Source organism: Pseudoalteromonas sp. MEBiC 03485, from assembly GCF_004195145.1.
GTDB lineage: Bacteria > Pseudomonadota > Gammaproteobacteria > Enterobacterales > Alteromonadaceae > Pseudoalteromonas > Pseudoalteromonas apostichopi.
The window spans coordinates 3,030,707-3,050,685 of the sequence record NZ_SGBT01000001.1 but is presented as its reverse complement, the minus strand read 5'-3'; the positions used below and the strand labels follow the sequence as shown (position 1 = coordinate 3,050,685).

The 19,979-nt window shown below is 41.6% G+C and carries 19 protein-coding genes; 7 read left to right on the top strand and 12 right to left on the bottom strand.

The genetic code is table 11. The features are described from left to right. The first annotated feature begins 153 nt into the window (after nt 1–153). Both EVU92_RS14060 and EVU92_RS14055 read left to right on the top strand, forming a co-directional pair. Nucleotides 154–2,805 carry a glycoside hydrolase family 16 protein gene (locus EVU92_RS14060; RefSeq protein ID WP_130051748.1) on the top strand — a complete coding sequence of 884 codons (2,652 nt, stop codon included), beginning with the start codon at nt 154–156 and terminating at the stop codon, nt 2,803–2,805. Nucleotides 2,806–2,883: 78 nt separating this feature from the next. Continuing rightward, nucleotides 2,884–5,835, top strand: coding sequence for a TonB-dependent receptor (locus EVU92_RS14055; RefSeq protein WP_130051747.1), 2,952 nt, complete (start codon nt 2,884–2,886; stop codon nt 5,833–5,835). A 96-nt stretch (nt 5,836–5,931) separates the two neighbouring features. Here EVU92_RS14055 and EVU92_RS14050 read toward each other — a convergent pair whose 3' ends face one another. Next, entirely contained in the window at nt 5,932–6,258 is a 327-nt protein-coding gene (locus tag EVU92_RS14050) for a hypothetical protein (protein WP_130051746.1), read from the bottom strand. A gap of 281 nt (nt 6,259–6,539) precedes the next feature. Between EVU92_RS14050 and dcd the strand changes: the two genes are divergently transcribed. Together dcd and EVU92_RS14040 are read left to right on the top strand one after the other, a co-directional pair. After that, nucleotides 6,540–7,127, top strand: a complete 588-nt coding sequence (dcd, locus tag EVU92_RS14045) for a dCTP deaminase (RefSeq protein ID WP_130051745.1) — start codon at nt 6,540–6,542, stop codon at nt 7,125–7,127. A 133-nt stretch (nt 7,128–7,260) separates the two neighbouring features. After that, nucleotides 7,261–9,756 (top strand): EAL domain-containing protein, encoded by a 2,496-nt coding sequence (locus EVU92_RS14040; protein WP_130051744.1) that lies wholly within the window; start codon nt 7,261–7,263, stop codon nt 9,754–9,756. On the opposite strand, the gene EVU92_RS14035 is transcribed toward EVU92_RS14040, so the two are convergent. Further along, a complete protein-coding gene (locus tag EVU92_RS14035; protein ID WP_130051743.1) occupies nt 9,722–10,498 on the bottom strand; it encodes a CLCA_X family protein in 777 nt (258 codons plus the stop codon). The two genes, EVU92_RS14040 and EVU92_RS14035, sit on opposite strands and share 35 nt — an antisense overlap. Then, entirely contained in the window at nt 10,498–11,097 is a 600-nt protein-coding gene (locus tag EVU92_RS14030; protein WP_130051742.1) for a tRNA-uridine aminocarboxypropyltransferase, read from the bottom strand. The genes EVU92_RS14035 and EVU92_RS14030 overlap by 1 nt, the downstream gene beginning before the upstream one ends. A 129-nt stretch (nt 11,098–11,226) precedes the next feature. Between EVU92_RS14030 and EVU92_RS14025 the strand changes: the two genes are divergently transcribed. Next, nucleotides 11,227–11,571 (top strand): Hpt domain-containing protein, encoded by a 345-nt coding sequence (locus tag EVU92_RS14025; protein WP_130051741.1) that lies wholly within the window; start codon nt 11,227–11,229, stop codon nt 11,569–11,571. Nucleotides 11,572–11,664: 93 nt separating this feature from the next. Next, nucleotides 11,665–12,882: a pyridoxal phosphate-dependent aminotransferase gene (locus tag EVU92_RS14020; protein WP_130051740.1), complete on the top strand. Its 1,218-nt coding sequence runs from the start codon at nt 11,665–11,667 to the stop codon at nt 12,880–12,882. 25 nt (nt 12,883–12,907) lie between these two features. Here the strand turns inward: EVU92_RS14020 and EVU92_RS14015 are convergent, their stop codons facing one another. Genes EVU92_RS14015 through EVU92_RS14000 form a run of 4 tightly spaced genes read right to left on the bottom strand, consistent with a single transcriptional unit; the run spans nt 12,908 to nt 15,808 of the window. After that, nucleotides 12,908–13,375 carry a glycine zipper 2TM domain-containing protein gene (locus EVU92_RS14015; protein WP_130051739.1) on the bottom strand — a complete coding sequence of 156 codons (468 nt, stop codon included), beginning with the start codon at nt 13,373–13,375 and terminating at the stop codon, nt 12,908–12,910. A 12-nt stretch (nt 13,376–13,387) separates the two neighbouring features. Beyond that, a complete protein-coding gene (lpoB, locus tag EVU92_RS14010) occupies nt 13,388–13,999 on the bottom strand; it encodes a penicillin-binding protein activator LpoB (RefSeq protein WP_054552953.1) in 612 nt (203 codons plus the stop codon). Between the two features lie 10 nt (nt 14,000–14,009). Further along, nucleotides 14,010–14,435, bottom strand: coding sequence for a YcfL family protein (locus EVU92_RS14005; protein ID WP_054552954.1), 426 nt, complete (start codon nt 14,433–14,435; stop codon nt 14,010–14,012). Nucleotides 14,436–14,443: 8 nt separating this feature from the next. Continuing rightward, a complete protein-coding gene (locus tag EVU92_RS14000) occupies nt 14,444–15,808 on the bottom strand; it encodes an adenine DNA methylase (RefSeq protein ID WP_130051738.1) in 1,365 nt (454 codons plus the stop codon). A gap of 136 nt (nt 15,809–15,944) precedes the next feature. On the opposite strand from EVU92_RS14000, the gene EVU92_RS13995 reads away from it, so the two are divergent. Further along, the gene (locus tag EVU92_RS13995; RefSeq protein WP_130051737.1) at nt 15,945–16,814 is read left to right on the top strand and encodes a DMT family transporter; all 870 of its coding nucleotides are present in this window, start codon (nt 15,945–15,947) and stop codon (nt 16,812–16,814) included. On the opposite strand, the gene EVU92_RS13990 is transcribed toward EVU92_RS13995, so the two are convergent. The 5 genes from EVU92_RS13990 to EVU92_RS13970 are packed head-to-tail and all read right to left on the bottom strand — an operon-like array spanning nt 16,795 to nt 19,866. Beyond that, nucleotides 16,795–17,496: a M15 family metallopeptidase gene (locus tag EVU92_RS13990; RefSeq protein WP_130051736.1), complete on the bottom strand. Its 702-nt coding sequence runs from the start codon at nt 17,494–17,496 to the stop codon at nt 16,795–16,797. The genes EVU92_RS13995 and EVU92_RS13990 overlap by 20 nt on opposite strands. Continuing rightward, nucleotides 17,493–18,623: a succinyl-diaminopimelate desuccinylase gene (gene dapE, locus EVU92_RS13985; RefSeq protein ID WP_130051735.1), complete on the bottom strand. Its 1,131-nt coding sequence runs from the start codon at nt 18,621–18,623 to the stop codon at nt 17,493–17,495. The genes EVU92_RS13990 and dapE overlap by 4 nt, the downstream gene beginning before the upstream one ends. Further along, nucleotides 18,623–18,967, bottom strand: a complete 345-nt coding sequence (locus EVU92_RS13980) for an ArsC family reductase (RefSeq protein WP_130051734.1) — start codon at nt 18,965–18,967, stop codon at nt 18,623–18,625. Before EVU92_RS13980 ends, dapE begins: the two co-directional genes overlap by 1 nt. Nucleotides 18,968–18,972: 5 nt before the next feature. Beyond that, on the bottom strand, nt 18,973–19,416 hold the full coding sequence (locus tag EVU92_RS13975; protein ID WP_233786733.1) for a PTS glucose transporter subunit IIA: 444 nt from the start codon (nt 19,414–19,416) through the stop codon (nt 18,973–18,975). A 57-nt stretch (nt 19,417–19,473) separates the two neighbouring features. Further along, nucleotides 19,474–19,866 carry an ACT domain-containing protein gene (locus EVU92_RS13970; RefSeq protein WP_130051732.1) on the bottom strand — a complete coding sequence of 131 codons (393 nt, stop codon included), beginning with the start codon at nt 19,864–19,866 and terminating at the stop codon, nt 19,474–19,476. Between the last annotated feature and the right edge of the window lie 113 nt (nt 19,867–19,979).

Below are 19,979 nucleotides of genomic sequence, written 5' to 3'. Positions count from 1 at the left end.
TTTTAATAACCATGCCATACTCTAATGTAAGCGCTTACATTAATGGTTCTTTTTATTTAATCTGTTTTGTAAGCGCTTACAATTAACTGATTAAAATAATACTATATGAATCAGTTGAGTACTAACAAACACATAATGTTAGGGTTCAATGCAATGAACAAATTCAAAACACACTTAACACAACTAGCAATGGCGCTTTCAGTAGTGACTGTAGCTGGCTGCGGTGGCTCTGCCACAGATACAAAAATAGATACTGTAAACCCGACTGAGCCAGTTTCAGATTGGGTTATGGTTTGGGAAGATAACTTTGACGGCGATGCCATAGATGACAACAAATGGAATTTCGAAATAGACTGTGCAGGTGGTGGTAATAACGAAAAACAATGTTATACCGATAGTGAAGAAAACGCCTTTGTTGCAGACGGTATTCTTAATATTGTTGCATTACCTGCAGAAGAAGGGGCAGCAAAACCTTATACGTCTGCACGTATTAATACTCGTTACAAAGCTGATTTTAAATATGGTCGCTTTGAAGTAAGAGCTAAATTACCAAGTGGCCAAGGCTCTTGGCCTGCGTTTTGGATGATGCCAACCGATGAAGTTTACGGTGGCTGGCCTCGTTCAGGCGAAATTGACATTGTTGAGTCGGTTAACTTGAAAGTTCCAACCGAGGATGGTGTCGAGTCAAACATCTACGGAACACTTCATTATGGTAAAGAGTGGCCAAATAACGATCAAAGCGGCAAAGCTTACACATTTGACCAAGGTGTAAACCCTGCTGATGACTTTCATACCTATGCTATTGAGTGGCAAGAGGGTGAAATCCGCTGGTACGTCGATGACTACTTGTATGCCACGCAGCGCAAATCAGAATTACTTTACAATGCAAATGGTGAGGCGCTTGCTCTAAAACATAAGGGTTGGTATACCGAGTATTTTGATCAAACAACGGGTGAGTTAGAAACTCATTGGGACACAGCCCCATTCGATCAAGAGTTTTATTTAATTCTTAACTTTGCAGTGGGCGGTGACTGGCCAGAAAACGTTAATGCTTTAGGTATTGATGCTAGTGCATTCGAAAATGGTCAGACTTTTGAAGTTGACTATGTTCGTGTTTATGAATGTTCGCAAAACCCAGACACAGGCAAAGGCTGTGAAACGGTTCGTCCTGGTTACGACAATCCAGAAGATGCACTTGTGCAGGGTGCAGCACCAGCTCCGACTCCACCGAGTGATGGCACCGTAACGCCACTCACCATTTTTGATAACAGCTTTAATCCTAACTGGCCTGCATGGGACTGCTGTGGCGGTTCAACACCTGCGCTAGTAGAAGATGCTGAGCGCGGTGATGTGGTTGAGTTTGTTGTTGGCGCAGAACCTACTGTAAATGGTTTCATTAGTCGTGATGCTTTTATCACAGATGAAAACGGAGAAGCCTCACCTTTCGATGCTAGTGCTATGTTAGAAGACGGTTATGTAACTTTTGACATGCAAGTAACTTCGCTTCCTTCAACTCCAGATGCACCTTGGTTATTTAAAATTGAGAGCGATGAAGGCTCGACAGCGGTTGAGTTAAATCTAAGTGCGAGTACTGAAGGTGTAAGTCCAGTTGCCGGTGAATGGCAAACCTATACATTCCCTCTGCAAACACTGGCAGATGCAGGGCTAAATGTTTCACTGATTGATGTGATTATGATTTTTCCTGCATGGGGTCAAGGTGAGGGCGCAGTTTACCGTGTTGATAACGTAGAGATCACCAATGGTGCGACGACGACATTACCTTCATTAACCTTATTTGCAGATGAAATGAACCTTGATTGGCCGTTATGGGATTGTTGTGGCGGTTCAACGCCTGTCGAAGTAATCGACGATGAAGAGCATGGTGTGACAGCTGAGTTCTCTATTGGTGCTCAACCAACAGTAATGGGCTTTATCAACCGTACTTCATCAGGTGGTAGTGGTAGCCAGTTTGATGCATCAGCATTAGTTGATGATGGCATGTTGCAATTTGAAATGAAGATCACGTCTTTATCGTCAACGCCAGATGCACCTTGGCTTTTAAAAGTAGAGTCAAATGAAGGTGCTACAGCGGTTGAATTAAACCTTAACACGAGTGCTGAAGGTGTTGATCCTGTTGCTGGAGAGTGGCAAACCTATACATTCCCAATTAGCACCTTATTAAACGCTGGTTTAGATGTCAGTACAATTGATGTAATTATGATTTTCCCTGCATGGGGGCAAGGTGAAGGTGCGGTTTACCGTGTTGACAATGCCCGCATCTATGCACCTGAGCAAGATACGGCTGCGTCAGAGCTAACATTATTTGCTAATAATGTAGCTGACCAATGGAGTATTTGGGATTGTTGTGCAGGTAGTACGCCAACAGTTGAAACTGACGACGAAGCACATGGCTCAGTTGCTGAGTTTCAAATTGGCGCTCAACCAACAGTTATGGGCTTCTTAGCTGATGACGGCGTAAGCTTTGATGCTTCACACTTATTATCACAAGGTGTGGTTCGCTTTGAAATGAAAATAGTTTCAAACGCCAGCAACCAAGATGCTCAGTGGTTATTCAAAATTGAGTCAAACGATGCAGCTCAAGCTGTGGAGCTTGCGTTAAGTGCAAGCCAAGAAGGTGTCGAGCCTGTAGTTGGTGAGTGGCAAACGTATACCTATACACTTGCTGATCTACTAAGTGCAGGTCTTGATATTAGTGCAATCGACGTTGTTATGGTGTTCCCGTCATGGGGGATGGGTGAAGGTGCGGTTTACCGTATTGATAATGCAGTTATTGCAAACCCGTAATGAACATTGGCAACAAGTGATGGGTGCTGATTACAGCACCCAGTATCCATGACAACATATTGCAAAAGCAGGTAAATCATGAAAAGCACAAAATTTATTAAAACACCTCTTGCAGCGTCAGTTGCGATGATTTTAACCGCAGGGCTAGGCACTATGTCGGCTTATGCACAGGATGAGCAAGAGAAAGCTGATAACGATATTGAAGTTATCGAAATTAAAGGTATTCGTGGCAGTATGATCCGCGCCATGGATATGAAACGTGATGCAACAGGTGTTGTTGATGCGATTTCAGCAGAAGAGATGGGTAAATTCCCAGATACTAACTTAGCTGAATCATTACAGCGTATTACCGGTGTATCGGTGAGTCGTTCAAACGGCGAAGGTAGCGAAATTACGGTACGTGGTTTTGGCCCTGAGTTTAACCTAGTAATGCTTAATGGTCGCCAAATGCCAGGCACGGGTTATACGCGTTCATACGCCCTTGAGAATATTGCCGCTGATGGTGTAAGTGCACTTGAAGTAGCAAAATCAGGTCAAGCTGATGTACCAAGTGGTGGTCTAGGCGCTACTGTAAATATTATTACAACTCGCCCATTAAATAGCCCAGGCGAAAAGTTTAGCTCGTCTATTAAAGCTATTCATGACTCGTCAAATGAAAAAGGTGATGATGTAACGCCAGAATTTTCAGCGATGTACAGCAATACCTATGCTGATGATACATTTGGTTTTGCGGCATCTTTCTCACATCAAGAACGTGACTTTCAACAGCAAAGTGCCAATATTCAAGGTTGGCAAGCTAATGTTGATTTACCAACTCTTGATGAAGGAGAGTACATTGACCCGCGTCCATTAGATAGCGAAGGCAACCGTGTCGGTAATCATTTCTTCCCGAAAGACATGAACTACAGTATTGCTGATGTTGAACGTGAGCGTACTAATGGCCAAGTAACTTTACAGTACTCGCCAGTTGAAAGCTTTACTGCAACAGTTGATTACACAGCAAGCCGTGCTATTACTGGTGTGAATACCGTAGGTTGGGGTATCTGGAATGAGTTCGGTGGTAACATTAATGGCTATGAGCTTGATGAAAATGGTACTGCACTTTATGCCGATATCAGTGGAAACGACGGCTCATTTACTGCAAGCCGTGTTACTACAGAAGTTAAAGCGCGTTCAATCGGTTTAAACCTAGAGTGGCAAATTAACGATCAGTGGGAAGTTGAGTTCGATTATCATGATTCGAAAAACGAAACAGATAATGGTGCAGATGACGGTTTAGGCTCAGACGGTCAAATTATCCTTGGTTCTGACCAGTTAAAGAGCAAAGTATATGACTACCGCACAGGTGAAATTCCGCACGCATACGTTAACTGGAACAACGGCACAACAGTACTTGACCCAAGTGAAATTGATTCAAACTTCAGCCAGTTTAGTTATTCGCCAGGTGAGTCTAAGGTTGAGCAAGCCCAGCTTCATACAACTTGGTTTAATGAAAGCTTCGAAATTCCATTAGTTAAAGTAAAATTTGGGGCGGCGAATACCAAGCAAACCATGGGTGGTTTCACGGCCTGGAGTGGCTTAAGAGGCGGTCCGGGTTTTAATCCATCATTTACCGAAATTCTCCCTGACGGCATGTTCACTTATAACGAAACTGGTGACATGCTTGACCAGTTCGCTGGTGGTGGTAGTGCCCTTGAGCCAAATTACTATTACACCTATAGCTTTGAAGAGGCGTTAGCTCGTCAGCTTGCTTTTTTAAATGAAGATTTATTGGGTGATAATCAATATTCAATTGACCCATTCTTTGATGGTATCGATAGCGAAAGCTATGTAGAAGAGAAAACGCAAAGTTTTTATGTGAACAGCTTGTGGGAATTTGATGTAGCTAATTACTTCGTTCAGATTAACGCAGGTCTTCGTTATGAAGAAACGGATGTAACCAGTACGGTTCGCCAACGCGTTGAAAGCCAAGTGAACTGGGTGAGTGCATCTGAATGGATTATGCAGTACGAAACTGGTGGCACAGATAATTTTTATCAAGAAGAAGGTAATTACGATATCTGGTTACCTAATATCGATGTAAAAGTTGAGATCACAGACGAGCTTGTGGGGCGTGTTTCATGGGGTAAAACCATGGCACGTGCACCGCTTGGTAACCTTGCTGGTGGCCGAAGTTTATCAGGTAGTCCTAAACCGGGTTCACGCACTGGTGGCCAAGGTAACACTAGTCTTTTACCTTTTGAATCAACTAACTTAGACTTATCGCTTGAATATTACTACGGCGAAGGTAGCTATGCATCGCTTGGCTACTTCAAAAAAGACGTTGATAACTTTATTCAAACACAAATTACTGAAACAACGATTGATGGTTTACATGACATCTTAAATGGTCCTCGTTACCAAGAGGCTGTAGCGTCAGTTGAAGCGCGCGGAGAGCAGGCTACGAGTGATGCTATTTTCAATGAAATGTTAGCGCTTGGTTATGGCAATGCGGATGGCGCTATTGAACCGACGAGCTCAGACCCCCTCATGGTATGGAACATTTCTCAGCCACAAAATACCGACAGCAAATCAGTCGATGGCTTTGAACTTGCTGTTCAACACTTATTTGGTGAAAGTGGCTTCGGTTTAGGTGTTAATGCCACATTTGTAGATGGTGATGTTGAATTTGATGTTGATAGTTTGACCCAACAAGCTCCATTATCAGGTTTGAGCGATTCAGCTAACTTCCAAGCCTTTTATGATAAAGATGGCTTGTCAGTTAAAGTAACATACGCATGGCGTGATTCGTACTTGATTGGTGTGGGTCAGTCACAAGGTTCATCTGATGCGCCGCCACAGTTTGGCGACACTTACGGTCAATGGGACTTAAGCGTTAACTATGACATTAACGAAAACATGACCGTTTTCTTTGAAGGTATAAATCTTAACAACGAAACTGAGCGTGGCTACGGTCGTTACGAAGAGCAATTCTTATTTGCTCGTCAATACGGACCTCGTTACACAATTGGTGCCCGTTATAGCTTTTAATATATGATCCCTGATAGAACCAAAGCCGCTCAATGAGCGGCTTTTATTTTTATTAAACTAATGGAGATAAGCTAATCGATTTAAAATAGCAGGGCTTTAAAAGAGTTTATTACGATAAAAAAAGTAACCAGAAAAATAGCAAAAAATAGCAATGCCAGGATTAATTAAAAAATTTGGCATAAACACAATATCGGTTTCACCAAAACAGTAGAAGTAAAAGGCAATACTGAGCAATGAAGGTAGCGGAAAAAAGAAAGTTTCGTTAGCAACTAAGCCAGCCACCGACCAGCTAGTTAATAGTAGTGAACCTACAAAAACGAGAAAGCCATACCATAAATCGTGCTTTTTAGCGTAATGTTTGGCGATTAAAATTGCGACAACGCATGCTGGCAATGTTATTACGGATAAAATAACGTAATCCATAACAACTTATCCTCATTCTCCCTGTAATCGGGGAATTAAAACAAACCTCAGCAGTTCAGATAAATCGGAAATAGCTGATGTTATTAGCTGAGATGGCTTATCTTATTTTGTTGAGAATTATTCGCGCAACACGCTGTTGATTTGTGTAATATATGTCACACTATATCCACCCCATTTGGCTTTACTAATACACACGCGACTTTTGCTGTGTTTAGTTTAAAGCTTAGCGTGTTTTTTCAGCTTAAAATCAGATGTTTAAGTTGTTTTAGGTAGAATAATTAATGAGATTATCAGACACCCATATTCAGCAGTATATTGACGAAGGCCGCATTGTTATTGAGCCAACACCGAGTAAAGAAATGATTTCAGGTGTGACTGTGGACTTACGTTTGGGCAATAAATTTCGAGTCTTTCAAGATCATACCGCAGCTTATGTTGACTTAAGTGGTCCAAAAGATCAGCTAAACAAGGCGATGGAATCAATCATGAGTGATGAAATTGTGCTTGCAGAAGAAGAAGCTTTCTTCCTTCATCCTGGCGAGTTAGCTTTGGCTATCACTTATGAAAAAGTGACTTTGCCCGCTGATATTGTTGGTTGGTTAGATGGACGCTCATCATTAGCTCGCTTAGGCTTAATGGTACACGTAACCGCTCATCGTATTGATCCAGGTTGGTCTGGAAATATTGTCTTAGAGTTTTATAACTCAGGCAAATTGCCGTTAGCACTTCGTCCGATGATGAAAATTGGTGCTATGAGCTTTGAAACCATGACAAGCCCTGCAGAAAATCCATATAACACCCGTAAAGACGCGAAATATAAAGATCAAAATTCGGCCGTTGCAAGTCGTATCAGTGATGATAATAAATAATCGTATATTATGTGGCTTGAGTGCCACATAATATTTTGTTGCCAAACTTTTTACCTAATTTAGTTAACTATAATTGGCAATTTAAGCTTATCACCCCCATACTTTTAGCTGGTGTTTAAAGCACGGAGCTAAAATGCACTTTATTGGCAAGCAAGTCAGTCGGATAATTACAAAGCTGCTCATATTATGGTGTTGTGTATTGCTACACAGCGGCATTGTTTCTGCTGCTAATGAAGATTTGCCTGTATGGTTGCTTGATTCAGAGCAGCCACTTGCCAAACTGAGCCAATCCCTCGAAGCATCGTTACAAAATGCAAAAAAATTAAATGCGTTAGAAACAAGCTCGATTCGCCTTGCAGCAAAAACATCTCATTGGCTGATCATCGATTTATATCAATTACCCAAGAACAAAAACTATGTTGTTTTTCTCGGCGAGCCAAACTTAACATGGGCTAAATTTTATCTTTTAGATGAAAATTTTCAGGCTACTAATAATCAGCGGCTTGCTTCACTAGAAAGCTTATCGAATGTTCGCCCTCATTGGTTGATTGAGCATGGCCAAGGGCATCGCTGGGCATTGGTTAATTTTGTGCATGATAGGGCGTTGACCATTGAGGTGGGAGTTGTTGCTGCAAAAGTATTTGAAGCCAACTTACACCAAACAATTTTAGGTTACGGTGCTATTTTAGGTGTACTTATTTTATGTATCTTAGTAAGCGCAATGTACTTCTTTGTATCGAAGCAACCAAAATATATGGTGTTAAGTGCTTACTTTGTACTGGTTTGTATCGGTTTCTTGATTGATAACGGCCTGATTAGCTACCTAGTTGACGGCTTAGATTGGGAAGCTAAATGGCCTGTTAATGAGCTTGCATTGTGCTTTGTTAGCTATTTTTTATATCACTTTTTAGCGATTCATACTTACACAGCTAAGTTTAAAAAAGCTTGGCAAGCAATGATGGCTTGTTTGTTGATTGCGGCCTTGCTCTCATCAATATTGCCTCAATTTAATCGTCAGTGGCTATTTATAGTCAGCTGTTTGGGCTTTTTGGGCTTTGTTGCAGCAATCTTTTACAGTTTGATTAAGCGTATTAACAACCGTACTCATCTGCGTGTTTTTATGCTTTTAACCATCGTTATTCAAGTATTTAGTTTATTCATCTGGAATGGCTTTGGCATTGGTTATCATGACGTTCATAATACCATTTTGCTTATTACTTCATTGGCGATTTGTTCTGTGCTGTTGTTAAAAGATCGCCAACAAATTTCAGCATTTAGTTATTCGATGCTGCATGATGTAGATACTAGACTGCCAAATAAACAATTTTTGATCGCGCAAATTGTAAAAAAAGTATCGCAGAAACAACACTTTTCAGTTTTATTATTTAAGGCTCATGTACTTTCAAATGCACGTTCTACTTTTGGCTTTGAACAAGCCAATATTTGTATCAATGAAAGATTAAGTATTTTAAATAGTCAGCTGCAGAGTATGAATGCATTGAAACTCGAAATTCAAGCCAGCAGAAGTGCATGGCTCGCTCATGTTGATGACAGTACGTTTGGCTGTTTAGTAATGGGAGAGCTTGAGCTAAGTCACATAGAGCAGTTTGCATGTTTGATCCATGGCGTGTTTGAAGAAGGACTAACTCATGAAGAGATTAATTTAGTCGACAGTGTTGATATTGGTGTTGCGTATTACCCTATGCATGGCAATACTGCGAAGCAAATTTTTCAATGTGCTATACAAGCGATGTCGGAAAAGCGTTTACAAGGTGAGCGTTGGCGTATGTTCGACTCTGAAAGTGCGCGTCTTTCAGAGCAAAGGTTATCTATTGCTGCGGCTCTTAAAATTGCAATTGATGAAAACCAACTTAGCTTGCATTTTCAGCCGCAGATATGTCTGAAAACAGGCAAAGTAGTGGGTTGTGAAGCATTACTGCGTTGGCAGCATCCAGTATTTGGCGCAGTAAGCCCTGATGTGTTTATTCCGATAGCAGAGTCAGCAGGGGTGATCAATCAGTTGACTGAATGGGTTGTTGAAAGAGGTATTGAGTGGCAAGCGAAGTTTTGCAAACTGATACCCGATCACGTTATTTCCATTAACATATCAGCAAAAGATCTATTAAATAAAGACTTACCGGTGCTTTTAATCACCATTTTAAATGAGCAAAAAGTATCGGCTGACTCAGTGATGTTAGAGCTTACAGAATCAGCAACTTTGGAAGAAAGTAAAAAGATTAAAGCAACACTGGATGACTACCGTTTAATCGGATTAAAGCTCGCGATTGATGATTTTGGTACAGGTTATTCTTCACTTGCTTATTTAAGTCAGCTTGGCTTTGATGAAGTGAAAATAGATAAGCAGTTTGTATTGAATTTGCCGTTTTCGGTTAATGATCAAAGTATCTGTAGGGCAACCTGTGATATAGCCACTACTTTAGGGGCGCATGTTGTAGCTGAGGGTATCGAAGATGAGCAAAGTCTGGCTATGTTACAGAGTTATGGCTGCCAGTTTGGGCAGGGGTACTATTTTTCAAAGCCGCTCTGTGCAGATGATTATTTAGATTGGATAAACGAGGTGCAGAAAGTTGAAATTAGTCTTGATGCAACAGCGAACCTAATTGATTAAAGTAATTAAGTAGCGCTGCAAAACAGCGCATGGTATGTTGCTCATCTGGGTAAATTAAGCCACTTGTTGATAAACCACTTACCAAAAAGCTATTTTTTATATCAGGGTGCCTGTCAATACACTGTTCAAAACAGCGGGCCGCGAGTTCTTCAGGCATACTCATATAAAGTTGCTTAACCTGCTGATCAAAAGCGATAGATTGCTTCACAAACTCATTTGGGTTCGCACCTGAGTTGTCTAAAAATACCTGATGATAAAACTCATTTAAGCGCTGATTAAGTGGATGACTTAAATCTGGTGACTGTTCGAGCCATAGCGCCGAGCAAAATTGCTTACTCTTTCTGTCGCTAAACAAATGCTGACAAATATGGTGGTCAAAAGCATGAAACCATTCATGGGCGAGTGCGCCACCACCGGCATTTTTAGCCAGAGCAAGGGTTTGACTATTGGCATTATAATGAGCCTGCACACCTTTTTGGCCGCCATGACCAAAGGCAAAATTAAGCTTCCCCCTAAGACCAATTGCCGTTGGTGGTAAAGTCAGTATTTGCGCAAGATCAGCTAAGGCATCGTAAATTAAATTTGCCGCTAATAAACGTTCTTGTTTGTTGACCCAATTGCCAACCACCATTGTACGAAAGCCAAATGTATCCCGAATATCGTCAAAATCGACCTGATCATCAAAGCGATAATCGGGTCCCTGACGATGAAAACCCGCACTAAGTCGTTTTGATACTCGCATTATAGATAGCGCGCCTTAACATTAGCTGGCATATGCTGAGTTTGCTTATCGACCAGCGCAGCTAATAATCTATATAGTGGCGTTACATCAAGGCCTTCAATTAATTTAAGGCTATGAGCCACAGCTTCTAAAGTTGATAAACTATCTGCTCGTGGCGCTTTGCGAATGACGTATTTGTTTTGTGGTACCTGTTTAAAACTCACAGCCTCAAATGCGTGGAGGCTTGGGGTTAATTGCAGCATTTTGTAGGCTTTTTTCCATGTGCCATCAATCACAATTAAATGGGTCAAAGACTGTTTGAAAGCATCTGTAGTGGCAGTGTGCTCGTCTAAATTTAATGCGTCATCCGCAGGGTAGAGTACCGCTGTTGTTGCCTTTGGTAATGTTGCAAGCTGCAAAAAGTCCCGTTCTGACTCGCCTGCGATGATTTGGCAATTCTCTAAGCCTAAATTCAGTAAATTAGCGGTGTTTTTAGTAATTTTTTCCTCATTAGGGTGGCGTAATATAATGATTTTTAGTTTATTATTGATTATGCTTATTGAATCACATAAACAGGTTTTAACTGAAAAGCCACAATGTGAGCACAATTCTCTAGCCATACGAACTCAGGTGTAAATCAAAACTATGCCTAGTATACATGAGCTTAACTCGCAAAGCAGGTTTGCTTTTTAGCTATGAACGGCTAAAGTTGCGATTTATATAATTACGTTTTTGATTAAGGGATAAAGATGACGACAATCACAATCGATGAGAGTGCACTTGAAGGGATGGAATCACTTTTAGGTGACCAATTTGCCGACACCTTGACCTTTTGTTGTAGTGAATTTCAGCGTTTAGGCTCTGAGGTACTTGCAAATCTTGGTTCAGATAACGAAGCTGCAGCACGACATGCACACAGTTTAAAATCAAATGCAGCCCAATTTGGTGCTGCGAGCCTGTCTAAACTTGCGCAGTCAATCGAACAAGCACTTAATCAAAATGATCTAGCAACTGCAGAGCAAAACTCACAGAGTTTAGATGTTCAAGTATCAGGTTCTGTAGAAAAACTACAAGCTTGGTTTGCTAATCGCTAAAAACTTGAATTTATTTCAGTTATAACCGCAAAAATCCTCTGGCGTGGTGGCCCCGTACTAGGTTAGTCTTAAGGCTAATTAGTAGAGGTAACCATGTCACAAATCAAAAAGAGTCACAAACTAGACGGTGTCTGTTATGACATACGTGGGCCTGTGCTTGCACAAGCTCGAAAAATGGAAGATGAAGGGCAAAAAGTATTAAAGCTAAACATTGGCAACCCGGCTGCCTTTGGCTTTGATATGCCTGAAGATATGCACAAAGATATCATTCGTAACTTATATTCAGCCCAAGGCTACTGTGACTCTAAAGGCCTCTACTCAGCCCGTGTGGCTGTCTATCAACACTATCAGCAACGCGGTTTATTTAATCTTGATGTCGATAATATTTATATCGGCAATGGGGTCAGCGAATTAATTCAAATGACCACCCAAGCATTACTTGATAATGACGACGAAGTGCTTATTCCCGCACCGGATTATCCGCTGTGGACAGCATCGGTTAAATTAGCAGGGGGTAACCCTGTGCATTATCTATGTGATGAAGAACAAGATTGGTTCCCTGATATTGCTGATATAAAATCGAAGATCACTTCAAAGACCAAAGCACTGGTGCTTATTAACCCTAATAACCCCACCGGTGCGGTGTATAGTGATGATCTTTTGATGGAACTTATCAATATTGCTCGTGAACACAAGCTTTTGCTATTGAGCGATGAAATTTACGAGAAAATCTTGTACGACGGTGTCACACACAGCTCTATTGGTGCATTGTGTGATGATGTGCCAATCATCACTTTTAATGGCTTAGCCAAAACGTACCGCGCTGCGGGTTTGCGAATGGGTTGGATGGTGTTAAGCGGTCGTACTAGCATGATGGACGACTTAAGTCGTGGCCTAGATATGCTGGCGTCTATGCGATTATGTGCCAACGTACCTGCACAATACGCTATTCAGCAAGCGTTAGGTGGTGTGCAATCGATTGATAATCTTATTAACCCAGGTGGTCGGCTGTACGTTCAGCGAGATATTGCATGGCGTGGTTTAAATGCCATTGATGGTATTAGCTGTAAAAAGCCTAAAGGGGCGCTATATGCATTTGCGAAAGTGGATACAGCACACTTTAATATCAAAAATGATGAACGCATGATTTTAGATTTACTCAAAGCTGAGAAAATCTTATTAGTGCATGGTCGCGCATTTAATTGGCCTGATCCTGATCATTTCAGATTGGTGTTTTTACCAAACAAAGATGATTTAACAGAAGCCATGAGTAAGATGCAGCGATTCTTCGCTGATTATCGACAAAGCTAAAAAAAGCGAGCCGAGGCTCGCTTTTTTAATACGCTTTATCAACACGTACCGTGTTATCGGTGAGGTACACCAGGCGAACTTTATCACCTTGGTTAAACAGCATTTGGTTATCTTTGTCTTGCACAACCATGAACTGCTCGCCGCTTTCTACTTTGATCATCAATTCAACGAGCTGATATTGTATAACGCGACTGTTTTGTTGACGGTTGTGAGCAACAGAGCCACCAATCATCGAACCTAAAATGGTTGCTACAGTGCGGCCACTGCCGCCACCGAACTGGTTACCGATAACGCCGCCAATAAGCGCACCACCAAACGTTTCCCAGCCGTTTGTTTTATCTCTGACTAGCTCTTGTTCGGTAATGGTTCGTACGGATTGTACAGAGCCAAACAACACCTGTTGTACTGGTACTGCTTTGTTACGCTGATAATCAGCATAACTAGGCGAGCTCAGTAATAAACAGCTTGCTAGGATAGTAATTAGGTATTTCATATACCCTCCTGGCTACCAGCCAAAAGTTGATTTCTCACGAGTTTTACGGATTTCAGTTTCATCAGCCCATTCAACTAGACCGCTTTTTAAATCCATTAAACGCATTGTGAATTTGTAATAAACATCAGCCTTGTCAGCATTTGATTTAACAATGCTCGATAAGTTGCCGTATAACATATATTGCGCACCAACTTGCTGGCCAAAAGCAATCGCTGTATTTGGGTCAACAAGTGGATCGACGTTTTGGAAATTAAGTTGCTCACGCACAGCTTCAACACGGGTCATATCAACAAAGCGGAACTTACCACTGCGTAATAACTGTGTTGAGATTGAATCAGTAATTGATTCAGTATCAATATGCTCGCTCGTTTTGTTTTTAATACGCTCAACAAACACGATAGGGCGAGTATTTGCTGTCATGGTGCCAACCACAGGTGAAGCAAGTAATGAGTCTGTCATCTGGCTTGCTACTTTTTGTAGATCCGTTGAGCCAAAATTTATATCAGTAGTTTCAACAGCTTGTGCATCACCATAGCTAACAACGGCTTTATTTGCACAACCAGACAGCAATAAAGCGCTTGTCATTGCAACGGCCGCAGCCGACTTAACAGAAAGTAATTTCATTGTAGTATCCTTAATCTTCAAATTCTTGTGCTTCTGTTGACACTTCACGCACTGCAAGCGAGAAGGTGACAGCATTTGCTGTCGGGGCTAGGCCCGGTAACTGGGTTTTAGCAAATCCAAATAAAGTGATAGGTTGCCAAGGCGAATGGTTGCCGCGAATAACAAAGCCATCAGCGTCATACCAAGTAAATTGATATTGTAAGTATTGAGACTTTTTATATTGGCTTGCCAGTGTCACAACAACATCAGTTAAGCCATTTGTTTGACGTGTTTTTACATCTGTAATGGCTAATTTCTTACCAAGTTCAGGGTTATTAACAATCAGTTGTTGGTTATACTGTTGTGATGCCTGCTCAACACCAATGCCAGAAGTGGTAGGGCGTGAGGAGCAAGCCGCAACAAGTAAAATGGTTAATAGTGGCACTAAGTATTTCATCATTGCTCCTAGAGTTGTACGACATGTGTGTCGTAGTAGTTATTTATAGAGGTTAGAAAAATCAAGGTTAACCTTTGCTTACTAACCGTAAAGTCTATTTCGCTATGTCCTGGCACGCTTAAAGCGTGCTGACCTGCTGGCATCGCGTGCTGAGCAATACTCAGTTGACTTGGTAAAGTCGACCAGCTTCGCGTATCAGCCTGCTCTGATGCAATGTTATAAATATTCGCTAAAATATTACCGACATCGCCGCCGCTTCTTGCCAATTCTGCACGCATCTTTTCTTTCGCAACCAATCGCATAACCTGGCGGGTTATTCTGCCAGCACTTTGATCTTTTAAAGTTTTTGCTGCCAGCGCTTCAAGCCTAACAATGGGTGTCAGCGGTAAGTTTTCGCCATCGAGACTCACTGTTTTATCACTGCCCGCATAAGGCGCATCGCGATAAACAGGCATGGCAATACTGTAAAAGCGTGCATCACCCCGGGAGGTATAAATGGGTAATCGTAAATGAAACTCTTGCCTTGCTGGTATTAACCCTTGCTCTGCAATTACAATTACTTGGCCTGTGTTTGCTTGAGTTTGCTTTAGCTTGCCAAAGCGTTTGCTAAATTCTTCAAAATCCTGATCAAACCCTTGCTTTTTGGCAAGGCGTAACACTGTTTGCTGTAAGTAGCTATTTTCGCTATTTATTTCGAGTGCTTTCTTATAGTCGATATAGGCATCATCAAACTGTTTATCTGCCTCATAAAGTAGACCAGACAAATAAAACGTAAAGGCATTTTGAAAGCCATTTTTGACATTACCAATTAGCTCAGCCATATCAGGGTAGCCTTCGGCTGCCTTTTCTGCTTGTTCATCAAGTACAGCTTGGTTGTCTTTTAATGCATCTTCTTGCACTTTATTAGCACGTCTAACTTCAACTAATGCAGATTCAAGTTGTTTATCAAATACATAGCTCAGTGCTTTGTAGCTATGCAGCATAGTCATTTCATAGGCTGCTGGCTCATAACCAATCACTGAATCATTGGTCAATAATGAGTTTGTTTGTTCAAGGCCTGCACTTAGCTGTACTTTGGCTGCTTGACGCTTTTTTTCCATATTTTGATAAACAGCTTCAAAGGTCTCATTGGCCTCGGAATTTTGTTTAGCCAAAAACTCAAGACGGGCCGTTTCAAGCTGATTCAATAAATAGTTACTATGGCCTCGGCTGTTACTCGGCAAAAGTTGCTGAGCACTTGCTATGTTATTTTGAGAAACAGCTTGGCGCACAGGTTTTAGCTGCGTCGCATAATCTTGGAATAGATCAGTAATACCTATGGTACTGCAACCAGATAACAGTAAAGCAGCTCCAATAAATAAACGTCGATGCACTGAACACTCCTTTTAAACAATGTACTCAGATTAGCATACGCGGCTTAACCTTCTATGATAAATTATGTAAAAAATCGTAAGTTAATAGACAACTTTCTGGTCTTCTGTTTTGTAACGTTAAAGGACACTGCATTTGTTGAGCACCATACTGTATACCTTGATTGCACTTAGTGCTTTTGCAGCTAATTCTTTGTTGTGTCGAATGGCATTACAAAGTGGTGATATTGATCCTTTGAGCTTTACTGCTATTCGTTTAGCAAGTGGGGCATTTATGTTGCTTGGCTTACTGTTATGGCAAGCAAAGTTAAGGCAATTAAAATCGCAAAGGGCTAAACCTTTATCCGATAAAGGTAACAATATCAGTGCCCTTAGTTTATTTGTTTACGCGCTGTGCTTTTCAGTTGCTTATGTTGATTTAAATACAGGTACAGGCGCACTTATCTTATTTTCTGCAGTGCAGTTAACCATGATAGGCCATAGTGTTTTAAATAAAGAGCCGCTCAGTAAAGTGCAGTGGGGGGCTTTATTTGTCGCTTTTGCGGGTTTTATTTACCTAATGCTGCCCTCAGCGACGGTGCCTTCTTTCATGCCAGCAATGCTCATGGCGTTAAGTGGTGTAGCGTGGGGTGTTTACAGTATTCGTGGAAAATCATGCAGCTCACCTTTGCAAGCAACCAGCTTTAATTTTCTAAGAAGTTTAATACTTGTGCCAATTTTAGTCTTTCTAGCCGTTGTCGATTGGCAGGGGATCACAGCAACAGGCGTTTATTTGGCGATAGCTTCAGGAGCTTTAGCATCAGGCCTTGGTTATAGCATTTGGTATATTGCACTACCAAGGCTTAAAAGTAGCCAAGCAGGTGTGGTACAGCTAACGGTTCCAGTGCTTGCTACGTTAGCTGGGGTGGTATTTTTAGATGAGCAACTAACAGCGCGTTTAATCACAGCCAGCGCCTTGATTCTTGGCGCTGTACTGGTGTTTTTAATGACTAAAAAGCGCAGCCTTTAGACTTTGGCGTATTAATATTTAACACGTAGCGTTCATACAGGGTGTTTAGTTCGGCTAGTATCGCTTGCTTGCCAATAAGTTCACTTTGTTCAATACATTGCTGTAATGTTTCAACTGACAAATATTGCATCATCTTATGCGATGCATTGATATGACTGATATGCCAAGGCTCAGGGGCAACCCCCCCTTTATATTCTTGGTAAGGGCGATAAAAACCATACTTTTCGAGGTTATCATCAAGCCATGCAGCAAGCTTTGCAAACGGCCCAGTGGCCGAATACTCATCTGGCGTTAATTGCAGCTGATAATCATCGTCAATAGGGCGGTTATCGTAGATGTCGAGGTCGGTGCCAAAGTGATGTCTGCTTGCCCCAGGTAGTGCGGAGTAAAGCATTATAGCGTGGCACTTTTCAATATCACTCAAGCTTTCTAAGTCTACCGTTTTTTGTGCAAGGGTATAAACCGGTCGAAGGCCCTGAAATTTTGCATTCCAAATAGTGCTTTGACGTTGAAAGTCACGAAAGCTTGAGGCAATTGTCAGATCAATACCCGCTTCTTTCGCACCTTGCTGAAGAGCTAAAAAATCATCGACAATATCACGATGCAAGCGATGGTGTTGTAGCTCAACTAAATGTGAGCTACATGACCCGGTGGCGCATTGTTTAAGCTCAGCTTGGTTCATGTAAGCAGTTGCTCTAAAATGATTTCGTAGATATCAGCAAGTTGAATTAAATCCTCTGTGCTAACACATTCGTTTACTTTATGAATGGTTTCATTACGCGGGCCAAGTTCAATGACTTTAGCACCTGTTTGTGCGATAAAACGACCATCCGATGTCCCACCAGTGGTTTCAAGCGCTGTTTCGCGTCCAGTCACCTGCTTAATAGCATGCACAGTTGCATCAACTAACGGGCCGTGGTCGGTTAAAAACGGCAGTCCATTTACAATCCAATTTAACTCATAATTCAGATTGTGTTTTTCAACAATATCAACGACTCGTTGTTGTAGCTGCTGGTGTGTAACTTCTGTGCTAAAGCGGAAGTTAAATTGAATCTCAAGTTCACCTGGGATCACATTTCCGGCACCGGTGCCACCGTTAATATTCGAAACCTGAAAGCTCGTTGCAGGGAAAAATTCGTTACCTTGATCCCACTCGGTTTGACTTAGCTCAGTTAACGCAGGGGCGGCTAAGTGAATCGGATTTTGAGCAAGATGCGGATAAGCAACATGGCCTTGCACACCTTTAATGGTTAAAAAGCCAGTTAATGAGCCACGTCGACCATTTTTTACCACATCGCCAAGTTCATCCCGTGATGATGGCTCGCCGACTAAGCATAAATCAATCTTCTCACCACGCGCTTCAAGGGTATCGATAACACGGGTTGTGCCGTTGATGAACGGGCCTTCTTCATCTGAGGTAATTAAAAACGAAATAGATCCATTATGATCTGGGTGCTTAGCCACAAAACGCTCGGTGGCAACCACCATTGCAGCTAAAGAACCTTTCATATCGGCTGCACCGCGACCATGTAACATGCCGTCTTTTACTAGTGCCGAAAAGGGCGGGTGCTGCCAATTTTTCTCGGGACCAGTTGGTACAACATCGGTGTGACCCGCAAAACAAAAATGCGGTGACGCATCTCCCTTACGAGCCCAAGTATTTAAGGTATCAGTGAAAAACAGTGATTCTATATTAAACCCTAGCTTTTCCAAACGTTCGTTCATTAACGCTTGGCAACCGGCATCTTCAGGCGTTACTGATTCACGCTGGATAAGTGCTTGAGCAAGTTCAATAACAGGGTGAGTCATTAGGCAAAAATCTCATCGTATTGAGCTGCTTTAAAACCTAAGTAGTACTGGCCGTTATGCACGAGTACCGGACGCTTGATCATTGCAGGTTGCTCAACCAGTAATGCTAATGCTGATTCTTTATCTAGGTTTTGTTTCTGCTCATCAGATAATTGGCGGTAAGTTGTGCCGCGTTTATTAACTAAATCTTGCCAATCAATATGTGCTGCAAACTCATTAACTAGCTCAGCACTAATGCCGTCTTTACGGTAATCATGGAAAGTAAATTCTTGGTTGTTATCAGTTAAATATTTCTTGGCTTTTTTAATTGTATCGCAGTTGCTGATACCGTACATGATAGTCATAAATTCTACTTTTTAGTTACAGTGAGTAATGTGTCTACCCCAGCAATGACCTGAGATAGTGAATAATACAGAGGGCCAAGGTGTTGGCTATTGAGTACGCAAAGAGTACCGAGCATTGGGCTGCTCAGCTCGCGTAAATCAAAATAGGCTAACCGTTCACCCTGGCTAATTTTACTGCCATTTAATTTTGCAATATTGGTGTGATTAATATGTTCTTCAACCGATGAAAACGATAAGTTTAATAAAACTTTTAAACCGTTTTTTGCCTGTAAAATGTATTCTTTACCGGCATTTTTAACTTGTAATAGGGTGCCATCGAATGGTGCGATGATGTTGTGACTAGTTAATTCAACACTAATACTTGGTCCAAGTGTCGCAAAGCGGAAAAATGGCTCTGGGTGCTCGCTAATGCTTTTTACACGCCCAGTAAATGGGCTTTTAATAGCCATGCAGCGCGCTTTTCTGAGGCTGCGTTCGGGTAAGTATTGAACTTCGTTAGTCATGGCTTATTTAACATCACCTAGCACATGGTAACCGTCTTTTTTCAGGGCTGTAATTGCCTTGGCCATACTTTGCTTCTTCACCAGTACATAATCGGTATCGTAAGTTGATAAAGCAAAAATCGAAATCGACGCTTTTGCCAGTACTCCAGAAATATTTGCCATGATACCTGTTAGTGAAAAACCAAGAGGGCCAATCACCTCAAGTGCCAACCAATCCGTTTCTTGATCAAGACTGTCTAGCTCAAAACTACTTGGACACACTATAGACAACTCATCAGCGGTTTTAGCAATAAAGAAAATAGCTTGTTGAAGTAGGGTAGGATCAATCGTCGCATCGACATCTAAACTATGAATGGTAAGTTCTTCACTATGAAGTTGTAACGTTTGTTTTGACATCTGCGATCCTATCTTTGAAGCCTTTGAATTTATAGTATAGGTAAACAAAGTTAAGATAAAGCGCAATAATTTTGATTGCTGAGGAATTACTCAGCTCAGTCTTTAAATGTTGT

Coding starts and splice junctions, on each gene's coding strand:
- EVU92_RS14060 (WP_130051748.1), top strand. CDS start 154: ATGAACAAATTCAAAACACACTTAACACAACTAGCAATGGCGCTTTCA.
- EVU92_RS14055 (WP_130051747.1), top strand. CDS start 2,884: ATGAAAAGCACAAAATTTATTAAAACACCTCTTGCAGCGTCAGTTGCG.
- EVU92_RS14050 (WP_130051746.1), bottom strand. CDS start 6,258: ATGGATTACGTTATTTTATCCGTAATAACATTGCCAGCATGCGTTGTC.
- dcd (WP_130051745.1), top strand. CDS start 6,540: ATGAGATTATCAGACACCCATATTCAGCAGTATATTGACGAAGGCCGC.
- EVU92_RS14040 (WP_130051744.1), top strand. CDS start 7,261: ATGCACTTTATTGGCAAGCAAGTCAGTCGGATAATTACAAAGCTGCTC.
- EVU92_RS14035 (WP_130051743.1), bottom strand. CDS start 10,498: ATGCGAGTATCAAAACGACTTAGTGCGGGTTTTCATCGTCAGGGACCC.
- EVU92_RS14030 (WP_130051742.1), bottom strand. CDS start 11,097: ATGGCTAGAGAATTGTGCTCACATTGTGGCTTTTCAGTTAAAACCTGT.
- EVU92_RS14025 (WP_130051741.1), top strand. CDS start 11,227: ATGACGACAATCACAATCGATGAGAGTGCACTTGAAGGGATGGAATCA.
- EVU92_RS14020 (WP_130051740.1), top strand. CDS start 11,665: ATGTCACAAATCAAAAAGAGTCACAAACTAGACGGTGTCTGTTATGAC.
- EVU92_RS14015 (WP_130051739.1), bottom strand. CDS start 13,375: ATGAAATACCTAATTACTATCCTAGCAAGCTGTTTATTACTGAGCTCG.
- lpoB (WP_054552953.1), bottom strand. CDS start 13,999: ATGAAATTACTTTCTGTTAAGTCGGCTGCGGCCGTTGCAATGACAAGC.
- EVU92_RS14005 (WP_054552954.1), bottom strand. CDS start 14,435: ATGAAATACTTAGTGCCACTATTAACCATTTTACTTGTTGCGGCTTGC.
- EVU92_RS13990 (WP_130051736.1), bottom strand. CDS start 17,496: ATGAACCAAGCTGAGCTTAAACAATGCGCCACCGGGTCATGTAGCTCA.
- dapE (WP_130051735.1), bottom strand. CDS start 18,623: ATGACTCACCCTGTTATTGAACTTGCTCAAGCACTTATCCAGCGTGAA.
- EVU92_RS13980 (WP_130051734.1), bottom strand. CDS start 18,967: ATGACTATCATGTACGGTATCAGCAACTGCGATACAATTAAAAAAGCC.
- EVU92_RS13975 (WP_233786733.1), bottom strand. CDS start 19,416: ATGGCTATTAAAAGCCCATTTACTGGGCGTGTAAAAAGCATTAGCGAG.
- EVU92_RS13970 (WP_130051732.1), bottom strand. CDS start 19,866: ATGTCAAAACAAACGTTACAACTTCATAGTGAAGAACTTACCATTCAT.